This window comes from Kitasatospora purpeofusca (assembly GCF_034043715.1).
In the GTDB taxonomy this organism is placed as follows: domain Bacteria; phylum Actinomycetota; class Actinomycetes; order Streptomycetales; family Streptomycetaceae; genus Kitasatospora; species Kitasatospora purpeofusca_A.
The window spans coordinates 25,025-43,232 of record NZ_JAXCLC010000014.1 but is presented as its reverse complement, the minus strand read 5'-3'; the positions used below and the strand labels follow the sequence as shown (position 1 = coordinate 43,232).

Sequence of the window (18,208 nt, the reverse complement as noted above, 5' to 3'; positions counted from 1 at the left end):
CCTGTCGAAGGAATTGAACATGTCGAACGACATCCGCCTGGTCGTCCTGGACATGGCCGGCACGACCGTGGCCGACGACGGCCTGGTCGAGCGGGCCTTCGGGGCCGCCGCCGGCTCGCTCGGGGTCGAGACCGGCAGCGCCGAGCACGCCACCATGCTGGAGCACGTCCGCGCCACCATGGGCGAGTCCAAGATCTCGGTCTTCCGCCACCTGTTCGGCGAGGAGGAGAAGGCCCAGCGGGCCAACACCGCCTTCGAGGCCGCGTACCACGACCTCGTCGACGCCGGCCACTGCGCGGCGCTGCCCGGCGCCGCTGAGGCCATCGCCGAACTCCGCGGCCAGGGCCGCAAGGTGGTCCTCACCACCGGCTTCTCCCGGTCCACCCAGGACCGCATCCTGGCCGCCCTCGGCTGGCAGGACATCGCCGACCTCACCCTCTGCCCGGCCGAGGCCGGCCGGGGCCGCCCCTACCCGGACCTCGCGCTCGCCGCGCTGCTGCGCACCGGGACCGACGCCGTCCGGCAGATCGCGGTGGCCGGTGACACCGGCTACGACATGCTGACCGGCACCCGGGCCGGTGCCTCGGTGGTCGCGGGCGTCCTCACCGGCGCCCACGACGAGCAGCGGCTGCGGGCCGACGGCGCGACCCACGTGCTGAAGTCCGTCGCCGAGCTGCCGGCCCTGCTGGGGCCGGTCGGCTGAGCCGGACCCGGTCGGGGCGCGACGCGAGGCGCACCCCGACCGGACGGCCCGACCCCCCGTCCTACGGCCCGACCGGGGCCAGTAGGGCGGGGAGTTCGCGCATGTCCTCGAAGACGACCGTGTCCGGGCCGGTCAGCCGGGCGGCGGGGGTGAGGCCGCCCGCGTAGCCGAAGGCGCGCATGCCGGCCGCGCGCGCGGCCAGGACGCCCGGGGCGCTGTCCTCGACGACGGCGCAGGCCGACGGCGGCACGCCCATCCGCCGCGCCGCGTACAGGAAGAGGTCGGGGGCCGGCTTGCCCCGGGCGACCTCGGTGGCGCTGAAGATCCGGCCGGCGAAGCGGTGGTGCAGCCCGGTGCGGCCCAGGGTGTGCGCCATCTTCTCGTGCGAGCCGCTGGACGCCACGCAGGTCGGCAGGGCGATCGCGTCGAGGGCCTCCGGCAGGCCGTCGACCGGCTCCAGACCGGCGTCCACCTCCTCGGCGTGCCGGCGCACGAACTCCGCCCACCAGCGGTCGGCGGTCTCCCGGCCGAGCCGCTCGGCGACCTGCTCGTCGATCGAGGCCATCGAGCGGCCGATGAACCGCTCCACCACCTCCTCCTCGGTGAGCGGCCAGCCGAGTTCGGCGCCCAGGCCGATCTGCACCCGGGCCGCGATCCGCTCGCTGTCCACCAGAACGCCGTCGCAGTCGAAGATGACGAGCCGTATCGGCTCCGCTGAAATGATCACCGTCGGAGGATAGCCGCGGCGCCCCGGGTGTTGCCGAGGGGAAACCTGCGGCCGGATCTCCGAAACGGCGCCGACACAAAAGCACCCGGGTATTGCCAGCGCTCGGCGGGAACTCCTAAAGTCGCACGCATGGCAGCTGGAGAGTTCCTGGCTGCTCGCCGGCACGTCGATTTCGGACGGCTCGCGAGCGCCCTCTGTACGGCCGCTCCGGCGTGAGTCGGCGGCGGTCCCCGGGCGGGTGGACGGGGATCGGCCGCAGCGCGTCGGACCTTCCCGGGGTGGCTCGCACCCGCACTGTTCGTGCAGGTCGGTGAGGTTCCCCGAGGTGTTCGCCGCGGATCTCCGGCGAGTCTCCGTACCCGTGGACACAGTCCGGGGCGCGGGTGCGACGCCGCCTCGACCGGTGGTCCGCCTCCCCGTGAACGAATTCCGGTGACACCTGCGGGGAATTCCCCTGCCCGGTGTTCCGGAATCATCGACCAGCATGGAGGCAAGGCAATGAGCGATATCGGTGATTCGGAGCCGAACGGTAATTCCGCGATCGGCCGGCGGGGCTTCCTCGCCGGCGCCGCGGCCGTGGCGGCCACCGCCGCCGCCCCGGCGGCGCTGCAACCGGCCGCCGCCGCCCCGGCTGCCGCGGCCGGTGCGACCCGGCCGAACATCCTGCTGATCGTCACCGACGACCAGCCCAAGCAGACCGAATGGGCCACCCCGCGGACCGTGGACTGGATCGCCGGCCACGGCGTCCGCTTCACCCGCGGCCACGTGACCACGCCGCTGTGCGCGCCCTCGCGGTCCTCGGTGTTCTCCGGCCGCTACGCCCACAACCACGGCGTGCGCAACAACGGCGCCTCGCACAGCCTGGACCAGCACACCACCGTCCAGCGCTACCTCCGGGAGGCCGGCTACCGCACCGGACTGTTCGGCAAGTACCTCAACTCCTGGGCCCTGGCGGACAATCCGCCGCACTTCGAGGAGTGGGCGCTGCTCCAGCCCGCCTACAACGACGCCGACTGGAACATCGACGGCACCGTCCAGACCCTCCCCGGCTACACCACCAACATCGTCAAGAACCGCACCCTGGCCTTCCTCGACAAGGCAGCCACCGACGCCCGCCCGTGGTTCGCCTACGTCACCCCGTACGCCTCGCACGAGCCCAACGTGCCCGCCCCCAAGTACGCGGACACGGTCGTCCCGCCGTGGAACGGACGCCCCTCGGTGCCCGAGGCCGACCGCAGCGACAAGCCCGGCTACGTCCAGAACGCCACCTCGACCCTCGCCGACGCCCAGGCCGTGCGGACCAGGCAGCTGCGCACCCTGCTCTCCGTCGACGACGCCGTGCAGGCGATCCACGACAAGCTGGTGGCACTCGGGCAGTTGGACAACACCCTCGTCATCTACCTCGGCGACAACGGCTACACCTGGGCCGACCACGGCTGGCTCAAGAAGTCCGTGCCCTACTCCCCGTCGCACGAGGTGCCGTTCTACCTGTCCTGGCCGGCCGGCGGGCTCGGCGCGGGTACCGGTGACCACCGGATCGTCGCCAACATCGACGTCGCCCCGACCATCCTGGACGCCGCCGGGATCACTCCCGACACCCCGCAGGACGGCCACTCGCTGCTCACCGCGTACAGCAGGAACCACCTGCTGGTGGAGTGGTGGAAGCAGGGCACGGCGGCGGGCGGACCGCCCACCTGGTCCTCGTACGTGGCGGCGGACAAGCAGTACACCGAGTACTTCGCGCTGCACACCGACGCCGACGGCACGGTGTCCGGGACGGGCGAGGTGAAGTTCCGCGAGTACTACGACCTCGCCGCCGACCCGTACCAGCTGACCAACCTGCTGTACCAGGCCACGCCGCAGCAGGAACAGGCGCTCGGCGTACCGGCGCTGGCGGCGCAGCTGGCGACCGACCGGGCCGCCTGACCCCGGAACCCCGCACCCACCGGCCCGGGGCGGCGGCCGTCCGCCGCCCCGGGCCCCGACCGGACGAGGAGCCCCGTGTCGACCACCAAGCCCTGCTGCACCCCCGGCCGCGACGCCGTCGCCCCGGCCCCCGCCGCGTCGGCGCTCGCCGACCCGCCCCGGACCTCACGGGTCGCCCGGCAGCTGACCGGCCTGCCCGGCGGGCGCTTCCTGATGGGCACGGACGACCGGACCGGCTACCCCGCTGACGGCGAAGGGCCGGTCCGCGCCGTCGAGTTGAGCCCGTTCCGGATCGCGACGGCCACGGTCACCAACGCCGCCTTCGCCACCTTCGTGAAGGCCACCGGCCACCGGACCGAGGCCGAGGGCTTCGGGTACTCCTACGTCTTCGAGGGCTTCCTGGAGCCCGGACTCGCGGCCGTCTCACCGGCGGTGGCCGCCGTGCCGTGGTGGCGGGCGGTCGCCGGGGCGAGCTGGCGGGCGCCCGAGGGACCGGGTTCCTCGGTCACCACCCGTCAGAACCATCCGGTGGTGCACGTCTCCTGGCACGACGCGCAGGCGTACTGCGCCTGGTCGGGCACCCGGCTGCCGACCGAGGCCGAGTGGGAGTACGCGGCCCGCGGCGGGCTGGAGCAGGCCCGCTACCCGTGGGGCGACGAACTCACCCCGGGCGGACGGCACCTGTGCAACATCTGGCAGGGCGTGTTCCCCACCCTGAACACGGCGGCCGACGGCCACCGGGGGACGGCCCCGGTGACGGCCTTCCGGCCGAACGGCTTCGGGCTCCACAACACCGTCGGCAACGTGTGGGAGTGGTGCGCCGACTGGTTCAGCCCGGACTTCCACCGCACCGGCCCGGGGCGGGAGCGGCGGCGCGACCCGCTCGGCCCGCCGGACGGCGCGGCGCGGGTGATGCGCGGCGGCTCCCACCTGTGCCACGAGTCCTACTGCAACCGCTACCGGGTGGCGGCGCGCAGCTCGAACACACCGGACAGCTCGGCCGGCAACATCGGCTTCCGGGTGGCGGCCGACGAGGCGTGACCCCGGACAGCGGGCCCCGGAGTCAGTGGCCGCCCTTGAGGTTGAGCACGACCACGCCGACGATGACCAGGGCGAGGCCGAGCCACTGCGTCCGCCCCAGCGACTCGCCGAAGGCGACGACGCCGATGCCGGCCACGGCGGCGGTGCCGGCGCCCGACCAGACGGCGTAGGCGACCGAGACCGGTATGTGCTTGAGGGCGCGGCCGAGCAGGGCGAAGGACAGGACGTAGCCGATCGCCACGCCCACGCTCGGCCAGAGCCGGCTGAAGCCCTCGGTCAGCTTGAGGCAGCTGGTGGCGCAGACTTCACTGGTGATCGCCAGGGCGAGGAGTACGTAGGGCACGGAGCATTAAACCCCGGGCGCGGCGGTGAGCCGTCCGAGGAGGTCCAGGTCCGCGTGCTCCAGGCTGTCCAGCAGCGTGATCCGGGAGCCGTTCGGGATCGCGGTGCCGGTGGACGGGACGGCGAGCACGGCGCAGCCGGCGGCGGCGGCGGAGGCGACCCCGGTCGGGGTGTCCTCGACGGCGACGCAGGCCGCCGGGTCCAGGCCGAGCCGGGCCGCCGCCGCGAGGTACGGGTCCGGGGCGGGCTTGGTGCGCGGGGTGTCCTCGGCGGCCAGGGTGACCGCGAACCAGTCCCGGCCGATGGTGCCCAGCACCATGTCGACCACCCGGCGGGGGGAGGCGGAGACCAGCGCGGTGGGCACCCGGGCGTCGCGCAGCTCGGCCAGCAGGGCGAGCGCCCCGGGGCGGGGCACGGTCTCGGCGGCGACCTTGCCGGCGAAGGAGTCGCCGAGCCGGTCGGCCAGCTCGGCCTCGCTGAGGGTGGTGCCGCTGACCCGGTGGAGGTGGGCGGCGGTGTGCTCGATCGCCCGGCCGAGCACCTCGGGGGCGTCGGCCTCGGTGAGCGGGTGGCGCAGTTCGTCGGCGAGTTCGGCGGCGGCTTCCCACCAGAGGTGCTCGGTGTCGACGAGGGTGCCGTCCATGTCGAAGAGGACGGCGGCGGGCGGGGGAGTCTCAGGCATGGGCGGTACCTTCGGTGGTGCACACGGAGGATGGACGGGACGGGGGCCGGGCGCGTTGGGGCCGGCTCAGGGCGAGGGCCGGGCGAGGGTCAGACGGTACGCCGGTCGACCAGGACCGGGCGCTCCGGAAGGGTCAGCGCGGCGCGCGAGCCGACCGGCAGGGCGGAGGCGGCCTCGGTGGGCAGGTCGGCCTTGACCTCGGTGCCGTCGTCCAGGCGGACGGTGAGGCGGGTGACCGCGCCCAGGAAGGACGCCGAGACGACCAGGGCCGCCCCGTGCTCGTCCGGGGTCAGCCGGACGTTCTCCGGGCGGACCAGCACCTGGAGCGGGCCGTCGGCGGGCAGCGCGCCGTCCACGGCGTGGCGGCGGCCGAGGACCTCGACGCCCTCGCCGGAGCGCTCGCAGGGGATGCGGCTCATGGTGCCGACGAACTCGGCGACGAAGGCGGTGGCCGGGCGGGCGTACAGCTCGGCGGGGGCGGCGCACTGCTCCAGCCGGCCGGACCGCAGGACGGCGACCCGGTCGGCCATCGACAGCGCCTCCTCCTGGTCGTGGGTGACGAACAGGGTGGTGATCCCCAGCTCCTGCTGGAGCCGGCGGATCTCCTCGCGCAGCGACAGCCGCACCTTGGCGTCCAGCGCGGACAGCGGCTCGTCCAGCAGCAGGACGCGCGGCTGCAGGGCGAGCGCGCGGGCGAGCGCGATGCGCTGCTGCTGGCCGCCGGACATCTGGTGCGGGTAGCGGCCGGCGTGCTGCGGCAGGCCGACCAGCTCCAGCAGCTCCTTGGCGCGCTTGAGCCGCTCCGCCTTGCCGGCGCCGCGCATCCGCAGGCCGAAGGCGACGTTGTCGGCAGCGGTCAGGTGCGGGAACAGGCTGTAGGACTGGAACACCATGCCGGCGTCGCGCTTGTGCGCGGGGATCGCGGTGATGTCCTTGCCGTCGACCAGGACCTGGCCCGAGTCGTGCTGCTCGAAGCCGGCCAGGATGCGCAGCGCGGTGGTCTTGCCGCAGCCGGACGGGCCGAGCAGGGCGAGCAGCTCGCCGGGCCGGACGGTCAGGTCGAGGCCGTCCAGCGCGGTGGTGGCGCCGAAGGCGCGGCGCAGCGAGCGGAACTCGACGGTCGCGCTGCCGGGGGCGAGGGGGACGCCGGTGACGGGGGAGATGGCCGTGGTCATGATGGGTGACTCCGGGAGGGGGTTCAGGAGGTGGCGGTCTTGGAGCCGCGCTGACGGCCGACGGTGGCCAGCAGGAGCAGCAGCAGCCAGGTGAGCAGCAGGCTGAGGATGGAGACCGCGACCGACATGTGGGCCTGGCTGTTGCCGACCGAGTAGATCCAGACCGGGAAGGGCTGGTACCCGAGGATCGAGGCGGCGGTGAACTCGCCGAGCACGAGGGCCAGGGTCAGGAAGGAGGCGTTGAGCAGCGCGCCGCGCAGGTTCGGCAGGATCACGGTGACCACCGCGCGGGGCCAGCTCGCGCCGCAGTTGCGGGCGGCCTCGACCAGGGTGCGGACGTCCACCGCGCGCAGGCCGGCGTCCAGGGAGCGGTAGGCGAGCGGCAGGGCCATCAGCACGTAGGCGATGACCAGCACCAGCGGGAAGTCCGGGTCCTGGACGAACACGAAGGTCTGGAAGAACGGGGTGTCCATCAGGTAGTCCGGGCCCCAGCGGAGCACACCGATCATGCCGGCGGTCAGGGCGACCGGCGGGACGACCAGCGGCAGGGTGCAGAGCACGTCGATCACCGGGCGCAGCCGGGGCGCGCCGAGCCGGACCGCGATCAGCGCCGGGACCAGCAGGACCAGCAGCACCAGCACGGTGACGAGGGCGAGGCCGAGGGTCAGCCAGAGGCTGTCCAGGAAGCCGGGCGCGGAGAGCAGTCCGGTGTACGCCTCGAAGGAGATGCCCTTGGGCTCGTCGATCGAGAACCAGGCGGAGGCCGCGAGCGGGACCACGAAGTACACGCCGGCGAGCAGCAGCACGGCGCCGCGCCACCAGCGCACCTTGGGCCGCCGGGCGGCCTGGCGGTGGGTGCGGGTGGGGGAGGTCAGCTGAGCCATCGGGCGCTCCGGCGCTGGAGGGGGAGGTACACGGCCATCACCAGGACGGCCACCACGATCATGTTGAGGCTGAGCGCGAGGGCGAGGTTGCCCTGGCCGACCAGCACGTTGCCGGAGAGCGCGTCCGCGATCGAGCGGCTGACCAGCGGGACGGTCGCGCCGACCATGGCGGCGGCCGTGGCGTAGGCGGCGAAGGCGCTGCCGAAGAGCAGGACGAAGCCGCCGAGCAGCGAGGGCAGCAGGATCGGGAGTGCGACGTGGCGCCAGTACTGGTAGGTGGTGGCGCGGTTGTTCTGCGCCGCCTCGCGCCACTGGGTCCGCAGGCCGTCCAGCGCCGGGGTGATGGTGAGCACCATCAGCGGGATCAGGAAGTACAGGTAGACGACCGTCAGGCCGGTGAAGGTGTACAGCGACCAGCCGTGGTCGGTCAGGTGCAGCAGCCTGGTGATCTCACCGGCGTTGCCGAGGGTGGCGACGAACGCGAAGGCGAGCGGCAGGCCGCCGAAGTTGGCGAGCACGCCGGAGGCGGTGAGCACCGCCTGGCGCAGCCAGCCGCGCCTGGAGGTGACGACCGCCTGGGCGAGCGGCAGGCCGATCAGGGTGGCGAGCAGGGCGGTCAGCGCGGAGAGCTTGAGGCTGCTCAGCATCGCGGTGAGGTAGGCGCCCTGGACGGAGGCCGTCAGGTTGTCGAAGGTGAACTGCCCGGCACCGGCCTCCGCGTCGCTGGAGGTGGTGAACGCGCCGATCACGATGGCGACGGTGGGGAGTCCGAAGCCGACCACGAAGAACAGCAGCAGCGGCAGGGTGGCGAGCCACGCGCCGCCGAGGCGGGCGAGCGGGCCGCGCCGCCGGGCGGGGGCGGGGGTGGTGCGTGCGGGGGTGGTGCGTGCGGCGGTGGTCGACACCCCCGCGCCGCCACCGGGTTCGGTGGCGGCGGGGGTGGTCGGCACCGGGGTGGGAGCCGTGGTCATGAGTGCCTTGTCTCAGCCGGATGAGTGGTGTCTCAGCCCGATGGGTGGTGCGTGGCCGGGGTGGGTCAGCCCGCGATGGCCTTGGTCCAGTTCTCGGTGACGACCTTCTTGGCCGCGTTGATCTGGTCCACGGTCGGGAAGTTGGTGAACGGCTTCTCGACGGCCGGCAGCTTGGCGGCCGCGGCGGCGTCCAGGGTGCCGTCCTTCTTCAGGGCCTCGAAGGTGGACGGGGTGGCGTAACCGCCGAGGAAGAGGTTCTGGCCCTCGGCGCTGAAGAGGTACTCCTGCCACAGCCGCGCGGCGGCCGGGTGCGGGGCCCACTTGTTGATGGCCTGGTTGTAGAACTGGGCGTAGGAGCCGTCGACCGGGATGGAGACCTTCCAGTCGACACCCTTGTCCTTGAACTGGTCGCTGTAACCGGCGTTCAGGTAGGACCAGTCGATCGAGATCGGGGTCTCGCCCTTCTCGATGGTCGCCGGGGTCGACTCGACCGGGTTGAAGTTGCCCGACTGCTTCAGCTTGCCGAAGAAGTCGATGCCGGGCTGGATGTTGTCCAGCGAACCGCCGTTGGCGAGCGCGGCCGCGTAGACGCCGCCGAAGGCCGAGCCGGACTTGGTCGGGTTGCCGTTGAGGGCGACCTGGCCCTTGTACTCCGGCTTGAGCAGGTCGGCGAAGGTCTTCGGGCAGTTGGCGATCTTCTTGGCGTCGCAGCCGATGGAGATGTAGCCGCCGTAGTCGTTGACGCGGGCGCCGGTCGCGTCCTTCATGGTGTCCGGCACCTTGTCGAAGGTGGCCACCTTGTAGGGGGCGAGGATGCCGTCCTTGACCGCCTGCAGGGCGAAGGCGCTGCCCAGGTCGACCACGTCGGGGGCGCGGTCCTGGCCCTTGCGGGAGTTGATCGCGTTGATCTCGTCCTGGCTGGAGCCGTCCGGGTTCTCCTCCTCGACCTCCAGGCCGTACTTGGCCTTGAAGCCGTCGATGATCTTGCCGTAGTTCGCCCAGTCCCGGGGCAGCGTGATGACGTGCAGCTTGCCCTCCTTCTTGGCGGCGGCGACCAGGCCGTCCAGGCCGCCGAGGTCGGCGGCGGAGGTGGCGTCCTTGGCGTCCTTGGCGCCGGCCTTGGCGGCGTCGCCGGCCTTGGCGGTCGAACCGGCGGAGCCGCAGGCGGTGAGGGAGAGCGCGGCGGCGGTCAGTACGGCCGCGAAGGCGGCGGCGCGGGCGCGGTGCACGGTCACGGGGAAGTCTCCTGTAAAGGGGGCGTACTGCGAGGGGGCGTTCGCGGGGGGTCCGCGGGCCTGCGTCTCGCGAAGGGCGGCGGACCGGCCGGGTGAGAGACCGGTCGCGTCGTCCGAGTTGACTAGCCAACTTCGCTGACGGGGGTAAGTACGCCGGAGCCCGATGACGGGAAGGTGAACGGATGGCCCAGAACCGGGGTCGGCTGCGGGAACGGTCGAATCAGATCGCCGGCGGATGATCGCCGGAGTGCGATGCTTCGGGAGCGCAGCGGGATATGGTCGGGCTGTCCGCGCCGGTACGGGCTGCGCAGGACACTGCCCAGGAGGGACTTTGACTGACGTGGCACTGGAGCCGGGGCGCCCCGAGAGCCGCCCGACCGGCGTCGCCGGGGCCGAGCGCGCGTCCGGTTCGCTCTACCGCAAGGTCGCCGCCGACCTGCGCGAGGCGATCACCACCGGCGCCTTCGGCGAGGCCGGCCGGCTGCCCGCCGAGGGCGCGCTCGCCGAGCAGTACGGCGTCTCGCGCGGCACCGTCCGCCAGGCCCTCGCCGTACTGCGCTCGGACGGACTGGTCACCTCGCGCCGGGGCACCCGCCGCGTCGTGCTCGGCACGGCCCGGGTGCAGAGCTTCTCCGAACTGCTCAGCTTCACGCACTGGGCCTACTCGATGGGCGAGGAGCCCGGCGGCATCCTGGACTCGCTGGTCCGCCGCCCGGCCGACGCCGCCGAGCGCGACCAACTGCGCCTGGAACCGGGGGCGGAGGTCTTCGTGACGGTCCGGCTGCGCACCCTCTCCGGCAAGCCGGTGATGGTCGAGCGGACCATCTACCCGCCCCGGGTCGGCGAGATCGTCGCCGAGCTGCCGCCGGACGTCGTCTCGCACACCGAGGTGCTGCGCGAGCACGGGATCCTGTTCACCGACGCCGATCACACGATCGACATAGTCGCCGCCAACGCGGACGACGCCCGGCTGCTGGGCTGCCGGCGCGGTGGTCCGCTGCTGCGCGAGCGGCGCCGGACCACGGACCCGACCGGCACTCCGGTGGAGTGGTCCCAGGACCGCTACCTGCCGGGCACGGTGGCGTTCAGCATCCACAACTCGCTGGCCGCGTCGGCGCTTTCGCGGCACGCGCGGGAGAGCGACTGAGCCGGGGCGGGCGCGCCGTCCGTGCGTCCGTCGTACTGCCGCTCCGCCCGTCCGCCGCACCGCCCGTCCGCCGCACCGCCGTTGAAGCGGTGCGGCGGACGGGCGGAGCGTGCGACGGCGCGGGTCAGCGCATCAGCGCGGCCAGCAGCGGCCGGAAGTGCGTGAAGTCCGGCGTCACCGCGCCCGCCTCCTTGGCCTCGTCGTCCCAGCGGCGGACCGCCACCGCGTCCTCGGCGCCCGGGTGGGCGGCGAAGGCGGCGGCCTCCTCCTCGGACATCGGCCCGCCCTGGACCCGGAGGGTGTACTCCGAGGCCGCGGACAGCCGGGCCCGGTAGTCCGGCTCGACCGCGCACAGGTAGCGCTTGGCGGCCACGTGCAGCCGGACCGGCTCGGTGACCTCCGGGCCGAACCAGCGGGCCAGCCGGTCCGCGCCGGTGTGGTTGTGCCGGTTGTCCCGGCCCTCCATCAGGTCCCGCCCGTGCAGGGCGTCCTGGTCGTGCTCGTCGGAGAAGTGTCCGATGTCGTGCAGCAGTGCCGCCGCGACCAGGTGCGGTCCCGCGCCCGCCGCCTCGGCCAGCGCGCCGGCCTGCAGCATGTGCTCGGCCATGGTGACCGCCTCGCCCAGGTACTCCCCGGCGCCCTCGCCCGCGAACAGCGCGGCCAGTCCGTCGAGTTCCGCCGCCCGCCGCTCCAGCACGGCCAGGGTGGAGGACAGCGAGTCCAGGTCGGCGTAGCAGCCCTGGAGGTGGCGGCGGCCGTCCTGGGCGAAGGCCGTCCGGGCGTGCAGCAGCCGGACGTTGTCGAAGATCAGGCAGTCCCCGGGGTCGAGCCGGAACTCCAGCCGCAGCGACGGGCGCAGGGTGATCCCGGCGAACGCCCGGTAGGCGGCGTAGAAGGCGTCCAGCTCCGCCGCCGGACCGCGCAGGGTCGCGATCGAGCGGTTGTTGAACCGCACCTCGCGGATCCGGCCCAGCCCGTCCACCTCGATCAGCGGCCGGTCGGCGCGCAGCTCGGTGCCCCGGTCGCGGAACACGAACGGCACCGGGGTGCGGGTCAGCACCGCGAAGTGCTCCGGCGCCTCCGCGCGCAGCAGCGCCGCCGCCCGGAAGCCGTCCACCAGGCCGGAGTCGCCGCCGGTGGCGGAGTTCTCCAGGCAGTGCAGCAGTTGGAGGGTGGGCACCGGGTCCCGGTACGGGTTGTCGGTGTGCGGGGTGATCGCGGCGCTGGTGAAGGCGAGGTTGTTCGGGTCCGGCTCGATCCGGACGTCGAACAGCTCGCCGTAGTTGGTGACCCGCACGTACCCGAAGGTCTCCGCGACCGCCAGCACCTGCCGCTCCACCGCCGGGACGCCGCGCAGTACCGCGAAGCCGGAGCGGCGGACGGCGGCCAGCACGGCGGCCCGTTCGGCCGGGTCGGCCAGGTAGGCGTCCCAGGGGGCCTCCGGGAGGCCGGCCGCGAAGTCGGCGGCGGCCCACAGCCGCTTGCCGCTCTCGGTGCGGCCGTCCTCCCCGGCCTCCTCGGCCAGCCAGCCGAGGGGGTAGCGCGAGCGGTGCCCGTCCGACCAGAGCACCTCCAGGTGGCCGTCCAGCTCGGCCCGCGCGGCGATCGCCAGATCGTCCGGCAGCTCGGTGATCTGGAACAGCTTCTGCCCGTTGCGCGGGTCGCGGCACTCGGCGCAGGGGCAGTTGTCGCGCAGCCAGTACGGCGACAGCTCGGTGGTGGTCATGGTCTTCTCCTCGGCGGCCCGGGGGCCGGGGGCGGGGGGCTTGGCGGGCGAGGTCGAAGTTGTACAGCCAACTTCTCCGTCGCGCAGGAGCCTGCCCGGGGTCGGTGAGGCCCCGGTGCCGGGGGAGTGAACGGTTCGGGAACACTGCCCGGCCGGGAGCGCGCACGCCCCCGGCCGCCACCTCGCCGCCCGTGGCGCTACCGGAGCCGGCGCAGCGCCCACCGGGCGGCGAGCGGCGGGGTGGTGGCCGCCGCGAGGGCCAGCAGCCAGCCCAGGGCGGTCGGCGGCCAGGCGAACACCACCAGCAGGTCGAGGCCGGCGCCCAGGGCCAGCAGCGCTGCGGCCGGCAGGTGCGTTCCGGGGGCGAACGCGCGCAGCCGGCCGACCGTCGCGCGCCCGGAGGTCAGTCCGCCGGCGGTGAGGACCGAGCCGATCAGGCCCAGGATCAGGATCCAGAGTCCGGCGATCCCGCTCATCGAGCTGTACTCGTGGGTGCGGGCACCGAGTCCGAGGTCGTTCGCGGCGAACATCACCGAGACCGAGTCGCCCGGCTCGGGTTCGTCCATCGTCTCCACCCGGTCCAGGGTCAGCCGCCGGGGCTCGCCGTCGGACCACGGCACCGCCAGCACCATCGGCGCGCTCCAGACCTGGTGGTCGTTGACGCTGACGCCGGTCCGCCGGGGCGTGCCGAGCACCTCGGCGATCTCCACCGTGTAGGTGCCGCCGCCGGCGCGCAGGACGTCCCTGGTCCAGCGGCCGTCCGCGCCGTCCGGCCCGACCGCCTGGGCCAGGGCGGCGGTCGGCCCGAGGGCCAGCGCGACGCCCAGCAGGGCGGCGGCGGCCCGGCCGGTCGTGCGCGGCGGGCGCTTGTCGAGGTCCGGCCGCCTCTCCGGCCGTGTGTTCGGCCGGCCGTCCTTCCGTCGGTACGCCGCCGCCGAGGCGACCAGCCAGGCGAGGGCGCAGACCGACGTCACCAGCAGCGGCAGCAGTCGGGCCTGGGTCGACAGCGCCACCGCTTCCGGGCTCAACGCGGGCAGCAGCGCCCACACCTCGGTCACCAGGATGCCGATCAGCGTCAGCCACCCGGTCGTTCTGGTCCCTACCGTCGACATTCGCGCTCCCCCAGTGATCAAGATCGGAGCGCGAGCGTAGCGGGCCGGGACGGCGGCCGGGTGGCTGGTGGGGTCAGTGCGCCGCGGTGAGTGCCTCGCCCCAGGCGGCGTCCGCCGCCGCGAGGGCCGGGGCGGCGTCCGCGGCCGTCGCGGCGGCGAGGGCGGTGAGGGTGGCGCGGACGGTGCCGAGGGCGGCGGCGGCGCCGTAGTGGTTCACCCGCAGCATCGTGGCGGCCAGCGCCCCGCCGCCGGCCTGGACCGGGAGCGACGGGTCCAGCCGCAGCAGTTCGCGGGTGAGTCCGGTGGCGCCCAGGCCGTCCGGGGTGCGCAGGGTGGTGGCGACCGGGGCGGCGTGCGTGTCGTCCGGGACGAAGGGGGAGAGTGTGCCGAGCGCCCGGACGCCCGCGCGGGTGGCGGCGGCCGCCGCGCGGTGGCGGGCGATCACGGTGTCCAGTCCGTCCGCCGCGATCCGGTCCAGGCAGGCGCCGAGCGCCAGCATCTCCAACTGCGCGGGCGCGTGCGGCAGGGCGGTGCGCCCGGCGTCCGTCCAGCGCTCCTTCCAGTCCAGCAGCGAGAGGTAGGAGCGGCGCGGGGCGGCCGGGTTGGCGGCGATCCGCTCCCAGGCGCGCGCGGAGACCGAGACCGCCGAGACGCCGGCCGGGCCGCCCATGGCCTTCTGCCCGCCGATCACGCACAGGTCCACGCCCCAGGCGTCGGTCAGCAGCGGCTCGGCGGCCACCGAGGCGACCGCGTCCACCATCAGCAGCGCGCCGTGCTCGCGCACCACGGCGGCGATCTCCGCGACCGGGTTGGTGTTGCCGGTGGCGGCCTCGGCGTGCACCAGCGAGACGAAGTCGACGGCCGGCTCGGCCGCCAGGGCCTCGGCCACCTGCTCGGCGCCGACCGCGGTCTCGAACGGCACGGCCAGGTCGACCACCTTGGCGCCGCAGTCGCGCAGCCAGTTGCCGAAGGTCTGGCCGTAGGGGCCGGTGACGATGTTGAGCGCGGTCGAGCCCGGGTGCGCGGCGCCGCGGATCGCGGCCTCCAGCGGCAGCAGCGCCTCGCCCTGGGTGACGACGACGTCGGCCGTGGTGTGCAGCAGCGCGGCGACCTTGTCCTCGATCGCCGCGAACTCGGCGGCGGTGAGCGGGGGCAGGTCGAGGAAGGGGCTCACGGTCTCGGGGCCTTTCGCGGGGAGGGGGGCGGTGCCGGTCCGAACGAGTCTGCCCCACTTTCGCTTCCGCCTCACACTCGCTTCCGCCTCACATGCGCCGCTGCCTCACCTTCGCCGCTGCCTCACACTGGCCGCTCACGGGGAACGGCGCCGTCGGTAGAGTGCCGGCATGAGCGATGGCGCGGTGCTGCACGTCCGTGGTCGGGTGCTGGTGGGGCCGGAGGACGTCCGGGACGAACTCTGGGTGGTCGACGGCCGGGTGACCTTCTCCCGCCCGGCCGCCGTCGGGGCGGGGTCCGGGGACGTCCGGACGGTCCGGGGCTGGGTGCTGCCGGGCCTGGTGGACGCGCACTGCCACGTCGGCCTGGACGCGCACGGCGCGGTCGACGCCGCCACCAGCGAGAAGCAGGCGATCACCGACCGCGACACCGGGACGCTGCTGATCCGCGACGCCGGCTCGGCCGCGGACACCCGCTGGATCGACGAGCGGGAGGACCTGCCGCGGATCATCAGGGCCGGCCGGCACATCGCCCGCACCCGCCGCTACATCCGCAACTACGCGCACGAGATCGAGCCCGGCGACCTCGCCGCCTACGTCCGGGCGGAGGCCCGGCGCGGCGACGGCTGGGTCAAGCTGGTCGGCGACTGGATCGACCGGGAGCACGGCGACCTCACCGCCTGCTGGCCCGGCGACGCGCTCGCCGAGGCGATCGCGGCGGCGCACGAGGAGGGCGCGCGGGTCACCGCGCACTGCTTCGCCGCCGAGTCGCTGCCGGACCTGCTGGCGGCCGGGATCGACTGCGTCGAGCACGCCACCGGGCTGACCGAGGAGCTGATCCCGGTGTTCGCCGAGCGCGGTGTCGCGATCGTCCCGACGCTCGTCAACATCGCCACCTTCCCGCAGCTGGCGGCCGGCGGGGAGGCCAAGTTCCCGGCCTGGGCGGCCCATATGCGCCGGCTGCACGAGCGCCGCTACGACACGGTGGGCGCCGCGCACGACGCGGGCATCCCGATCTACGTGGGCACCGACGCGGGCGGCTCGCTGGCCCACGGCCTGGTCGCCGAGGAGGTCGCCGAGCTGGTGAAGGCCGGGCTCGACCCGGCCGAGGCGCTCTCGGCGGCGAGCTGGGGCGCGCGGGCCTGGCTGGGGCGGCCCGGTCTGGAGGAGGGCGCCCCGGCGGACTTCGTGGTGTACGGGGAGGACCCGCGCGCCGATGTCCGGGTGCTGGCCGATCCGCGACTGGTGGTGCTGCGCGGGCGCCCGGTGGCCTGAGCGGGGGCGCCGGGGCGGGGGTGGCGGTCGTGGTGGGCGGGGGCGGCGGAGCGGCGGTCGTGGTGACGGGGCTGTCCGGGTAGGCCGATAGGGTTACGCCCATGGCACCGCGTCCACTGAATGAGATCGTCGAGCCCGGGTGGGCCACCGCGCTGGAGCCGGTGGCCGGGCGGGTCGCCGCGATGGGCGACTTCCTCCGCGCCGAACTGGCCGCAGGCCGCACCTACCTGCCCTCGGGGCCGAATGTGCTGCGCGCCTTCCAGCAGCCCTTCGCCGACGTCCGGGTGCTGATCGTCGGACAGGACCCCTATCCGACGCCCGGTCACGCCGTCGGCCTCAGCTTCTCGGTGGGGGAGGACGTCCGTCCGGTCCCGGCCAGTCTGGTCAACATCTTCCAGGAGTACGGCAGCGACCTCGGCCTGCCGCAGCCGTCCAACGGCGACCTCACCCCGTGGACGCGGCAGGGCGTGCTGCTGCTGAACCGCGCCCTGACCACCGCCCCGCGCAAGCCCGCCGCGCACCGGGGCAAGGGCTGGGAGGAGGTCACCGAGCAGGCGATCCGTGCCCTGACGGCGCGGGGCGGCCCGCTGGTGGCGATCCTCTGGGGCCGGGACGCGCGCAATCTGCGGCCGCTGCTGGGCGAGATCCCGGCGATCGAGTCCGCGCACCCCAGCCCGTACTCGGCGAGCGGCGGCTTCTTCGGCTCCCGGCCGTTCAGCCGGGCCAACGAGCTGCTGGTCCAGCAGGGCGCCCAGCCGGTCGACTGGCGGCTGCCCTAGCTCTAGCAGACCCGCGTCAGCCCCGAGCGTCAACATCACCCCAACGGGTGAAATGACTCTCTGTATGACTCATATGACGGATCGTTTGAGAAGACTGGCGGCTCATCCGATTCCTGTCGTTGGTCGTGGGGTACCGCCATGTCTTCTCGCTCTTCCCGCTCTTCTCTCCCTGCCCGCTCTGCCCGCTCTTCTCGCCGAATCGTTTCCGCAACCGCCGCCGTCGCGGTCTGCACACTGCTCACCGTTCCGACCGCCGTCGCGGCTCCGGGCGCCGGTGCCGGTGGGGCCGGTGCCGGGGCCGCCGGGACGGCCGCCGCCGGCTCGCCGGGCAAGGCGCGCGCCGTCACCGTCGAACTCGACCTGGACGTCAGCCTGTTGAACAAGGCCGTGGACGTCCCGGTGAACGTCTCGCTCAACAAGGTGGAGTCCCCGGCGCAGCGCGACGGCACCGTCCTCACCGCCAAGGTCGACGGCGTCGACCAGTCGGGACCGGTCACCCTGGTCAAGGCCGACGTCGGCAAGTCGGTGACCAGGACGGACGCCAAGGGCGCCACCGCCTCGGTCACCCTGGCCGACGCCGATGTGCACGCCCCCGGCCTGCCCGGGACCACCCTGCTGGGCCTGGAGGCGCTCACCGCCACCGCCACCTGTCCGGTCGACGGGCAGCCGACCGCCGACGTGGTGGCCCCCGCCAAGCTCACCGTGCTCGGCAAGTCCGTCACCGTCAGCCTCTACGGGCCGACCAAGGTGGACGTGCCGCTGGTCGGCAGCGTGTCGCTGGAGTTCTCCAAGAAGACCACCACCTCCACCACCGCCGCCGCCTCGGCGCTGGAGGTGCAGGTGGCGGTGGACCCGCTCAACCTCAATGTCGCCAAGGTGACCGGCACCATCAGGATCGCCTCGGTGAGCTGCGAGAAGCCGGTGCCGGCCGCGCCCGCCGCCACACCCACCCCGGTGCCGACGCCGTCGGAGGCCGCGCCGACCGTGACCCCGGCCGCCCAGCCCGTCGTGGACGCCACCCCGTCCGGCGCCCCGTCCGCCGCCCCCGGCACCACCCGGGCGACCGCCCCGCAGGCCGCCACGGTGACCCCCTCCGCCCGTCGGGCCGGCACCGGCACGTCCTCCGCCGCGCCCGACCACCTGGCGTCCACCGGCGGCAACGACGCCACCGGCCCGCTCGCCGCCGGGGCCGCCGCCCTGGTGGCCGGCGGTGCCGTCGCCCTCTGGGGCACCCGCCGCCGGCGTACCGCGGCCGCGGCCCACGCCCGCCGCCACTGACTCTGGGTCTTCACAGGTGCGGGAGTGCCACCT

General features: G+C 74.1%; 17 protein-coding genes. 7 read left to right on the top strand and 10 right to left on the bottom strand.

The annotated features are described in order from the left end of the window. Positions 1–19: 19 nt before the first annotated feature. A complete protein-coding gene (locus SM793_RS10240; RefSeq protein ID WP_320437772.1) occupies positions 20–703 on the top strand; it encodes a phosphonatase-like hydrolase in 684 nt (227 codons plus the stop codon). 61 nt (positions 704–764) lie between these two features. Here the strand turns inward: SM793_RS10240 and SM793_RS10235 are convergent, their stop codons facing one another. Continuing rightward, complete coding sequence (locus SM793_RS10235; protein WP_320437771.1) at positions 765–1,430, bottom strand: HAD family hydrolase; 666 nt, start codon at positions 1,428–1,430, stop codon at positions 765–767. 498 nt (positions 1,431–1,928) lie between these two features. Here SM793_RS10235 and SM793_RS10230 point away from each other — a divergent pair, with 498 nt between their 5' ends. Together SM793_RS10230 and SM793_RS10225 are read left to right on the top strand one after the other, a co-directional pair. Next, the gene (locus SM793_RS10230) at positions 1,929–3,356 is read left to right on the top strand and encodes a sulfatase (protein ID WP_320437770.1); all 1,428 of its coding nucleotides are present in this window, start codon (positions 1,929–1,931) and stop codon (positions 3,354–3,356) included. 75 nt (positions 3,357–3,431) lie between these two features. Further along, positions 3,432–4,397, top strand: coding sequence for a formylglycine-generating enzyme family protein (locus tag SM793_RS10225; protein ID WP_413815913.1), 966 nt, complete (start codon positions 3,432–3,434; stop codon positions 4,395–4,397). A gap of 22 nt (positions 4,398–4,419) precedes the next feature. On the opposite strand, the gene SM793_RS10220 is transcribed toward SM793_RS10225, so the two are convergent. The 6 genes from SM793_RS10220 to SM793_RS10195 all read right to left on the bottom strand — a co-directional run bounded on the left by SM793_RS10220 (position 4,420) and on the right by SM793_RS10195 (position 9,686). Continuing rightward, positions 4,420–4,740 carry a multidrug efflux SMR transporter gene (locus SM793_RS10220; RefSeq protein WP_320437769.1) on the bottom strand — a complete coding sequence of 107 codons (321 nt, stop codon included), beginning with the start codon at positions 4,738–4,740 and terminating at the stop codon, positions 4,420–4,422. Between the two features lie 6 nt (positions 4,741–4,746). Next, a complete protein-coding gene (locus tag SM793_RS10215) occupies positions 4,747–5,421 on the bottom strand; it encodes an HAD family phosphatase (RefSeq protein WP_320437768.1) in 675 nt (224 codons plus the stop codon). Positions 5,422–5,510: 89 nt separating this feature from the next. Continuing rightward, positions 5,511–6,596 (bottom strand): ABC transporter ATP-binding protein, encoded by a 1,086-nt coding sequence (locus tag SM793_RS10210; protein WP_320437767.1) that lies wholly within the window; start codon positions 6,594–6,596, stop codon positions 5,511–5,513. A gap of 23 nt (positions 6,597–6,619) precedes the next feature. Further along, positions 6,620–7,480 carry an ABC transporter permease gene (locus SM793_RS10205; protein WP_320437766.1) on the bottom strand — a complete coding sequence of 287 codons (861 nt, stop codon included), beginning with the start codon at positions 7,478–7,480 and terminating at the stop codon, positions 6,620–6,622. Beyond that, a complete protein-coding gene (locus SM793_RS10200; protein ID WP_413815915.1) occupies positions 7,468–8,385 on the bottom strand; it encodes an ABC transporter permease in 918 nt (305 codons plus the stop codon). Before SM793_RS10200 ends, SM793_RS10205 begins: the two co-directional genes overlap by 13 nt. A gap of 131 nt (positions 8,386–8,516) precedes the next feature. Then, positions 8,517–9,686 carry an ABC transporter substrate-binding protein gene (locus SM793_RS10195; RefSeq protein ID WP_320437764.1) on the bottom strand — a complete coding sequence of 390 codons (1,170 nt, stop codon included), beginning with the start codon at positions 9,684–9,686 and terminating at the stop codon, positions 8,517–8,519. Positions 9,687–10,026: 340 nt separating this feature from the next. Here SM793_RS10195 and SM793_RS10190 point away from each other — a divergent pair, with 340 nt between their 5' ends. Next, complete coding sequence (locus tag SM793_RS10190; protein ID WP_320437828.1) at positions 10,027–10,833, top strand: GntR family transcriptional regulator; 807 nt, start codon at positions 10,027–10,029, stop codon at positions 10,831–10,833. Between the two features lie 124 nt (positions 10,834–10,957). Here SM793_RS10190 and SM793_RS10185 read toward each other — a convergent pair whose 3' ends face one another. From SM793_RS10185 to SM793_RS10175, 3 genes are all read right to left on the bottom strand, one after another. Continuing rightward, on the bottom strand, positions 10,958–12,559 hold the full coding sequence (locus SM793_RS10185; protein WP_320437763.1) for a TauD/TfdA family dioxygenase: 1,602 nt from the start codon (positions 12,557–12,559) through the stop codon (positions 10,958–10,960). A gap of 197 nt (positions 12,560–12,756) precedes the next feature. Continuing rightward, positions 12,757–13,671, bottom strand: coding sequence for a hypothetical protein (locus SM793_RS10180; protein WP_320437762.1), 915 nt, complete (start codon positions 13,669–13,671; stop codon positions 12,757–12,759). 73 nt (positions 13,672–13,744) lie between these two features. Further along, entirely contained in the window at positions 13,745–14,845 is a 1,101-nt protein-coding gene (locus SM793_RS10175; RefSeq protein WP_320437761.1) for a pyridoxal-phosphate-dependent aminotransferase family protein, read from the bottom strand. A 169-nt stretch (positions 14,846–15,014) separates the two neighbouring features. Between SM793_RS10175 and SM793_RS10170 the strand changes: the two genes are divergently transcribed. From SM793_RS10170 to SM793_RS10160, 3 genes are all read left to right on the top strand, one after another. Further along, positions 15,015–16,118: an amidohydrolase family protein gene (locus SM793_RS10170; RefSeq protein WP_320437760.1), complete on the top strand. Its 1,104-nt coding sequence runs from the start codon at positions 15,015–15,017 to the stop codon at positions 16,116–16,118. Positions 16,119–16,219: 101 nt separating this feature from the next. Beyond that, a complete protein-coding gene (locus SM793_RS10165; RefSeq protein ID WP_320437759.1) occupies positions 16,220–16,897 on the top strand; it encodes a uracil-DNA glycosylase in 678 nt (225 codons plus the stop codon). A gap of 138 nt (positions 16,898–17,035) precedes the next feature. Further along, a complete protein-coding gene (locus SM793_RS10160; RefSeq protein WP_320437758.1) occupies positions 17,036–18,175 on the top strand; it encodes an SCO1860 family LAETG-anchored protein in 1,140 nt (379 codons plus the stop codon). Positions 18,176–18,208: the final 33 nt, after the last annotated feature.

Coding starts and splice junctions, on each gene's coding strand:
- SM793_RS10240 (WP_320437772.1), top strand. CDS start 20: ATGTCGAACGACATCCGCCTGGTCGTCCTGGACATGGCCGGCACGACC.
- SM793_RS10230 (WP_320437770.1), top strand. CDS start 1,929: ATGAGCGATATCGGTGATTCGGAGCCGAACGGTAATTCCGCGATCGGC.
- SM793_RS10215 (WP_320437768.1), bottom strand. CDS start 5,421: ATGCCTGAGACTCCCCCGCCCGCCGCCGTCCTCTTCGACATGGACGGC.
- SM793_RS10210 (WP_320437767.1), bottom strand. CDS start 6,596: ATGACCACGGCCATCTCCCCCGTCACCGGCGTCCCCCTCGCCCCCGGC.
- SM793_RS10205 (WP_320437766.1), bottom strand. CDS start 7,480: ATGGCTCAGCTGACCTCCCCCACCCGCACCCACCGCCAGGCCGCCCGG.
- SM793_RS10185 (WP_320437763.1), bottom strand. CDS start 12,559: ATGACCACCACCGAGCTGTCGCCGTACTGGCTGCGCGACAACTGCCCC.
- SM793_RS10180 (WP_320437762.1), bottom strand. CDS start 13,671: ATGTCGACGGTAGGGACCAGAACGACCGGGTGGCTGACGCTGATCGGC.
- SM793_RS10170 (WP_320437760.1), top strand. CDS start 15,015: ATGAGCGATGGCGCGGTGCTGCACGTCCGTGGTCGGGTGCTGGTGGGG.
- SM793_RS10165 (WP_320437759.1), top strand. CDS start 16,220: ATGGCACCGCGTCCACTGAATGAGATCGTCGAGCCCGGGTGGGCCACC.
- SM793_RS10160 (WP_320437758.1), top strand. CDS start 17,036: ATGTCTTCTCGCTCTTCCCGCTCTTCTCTCCCTGCCCGCTCTGCCCGC.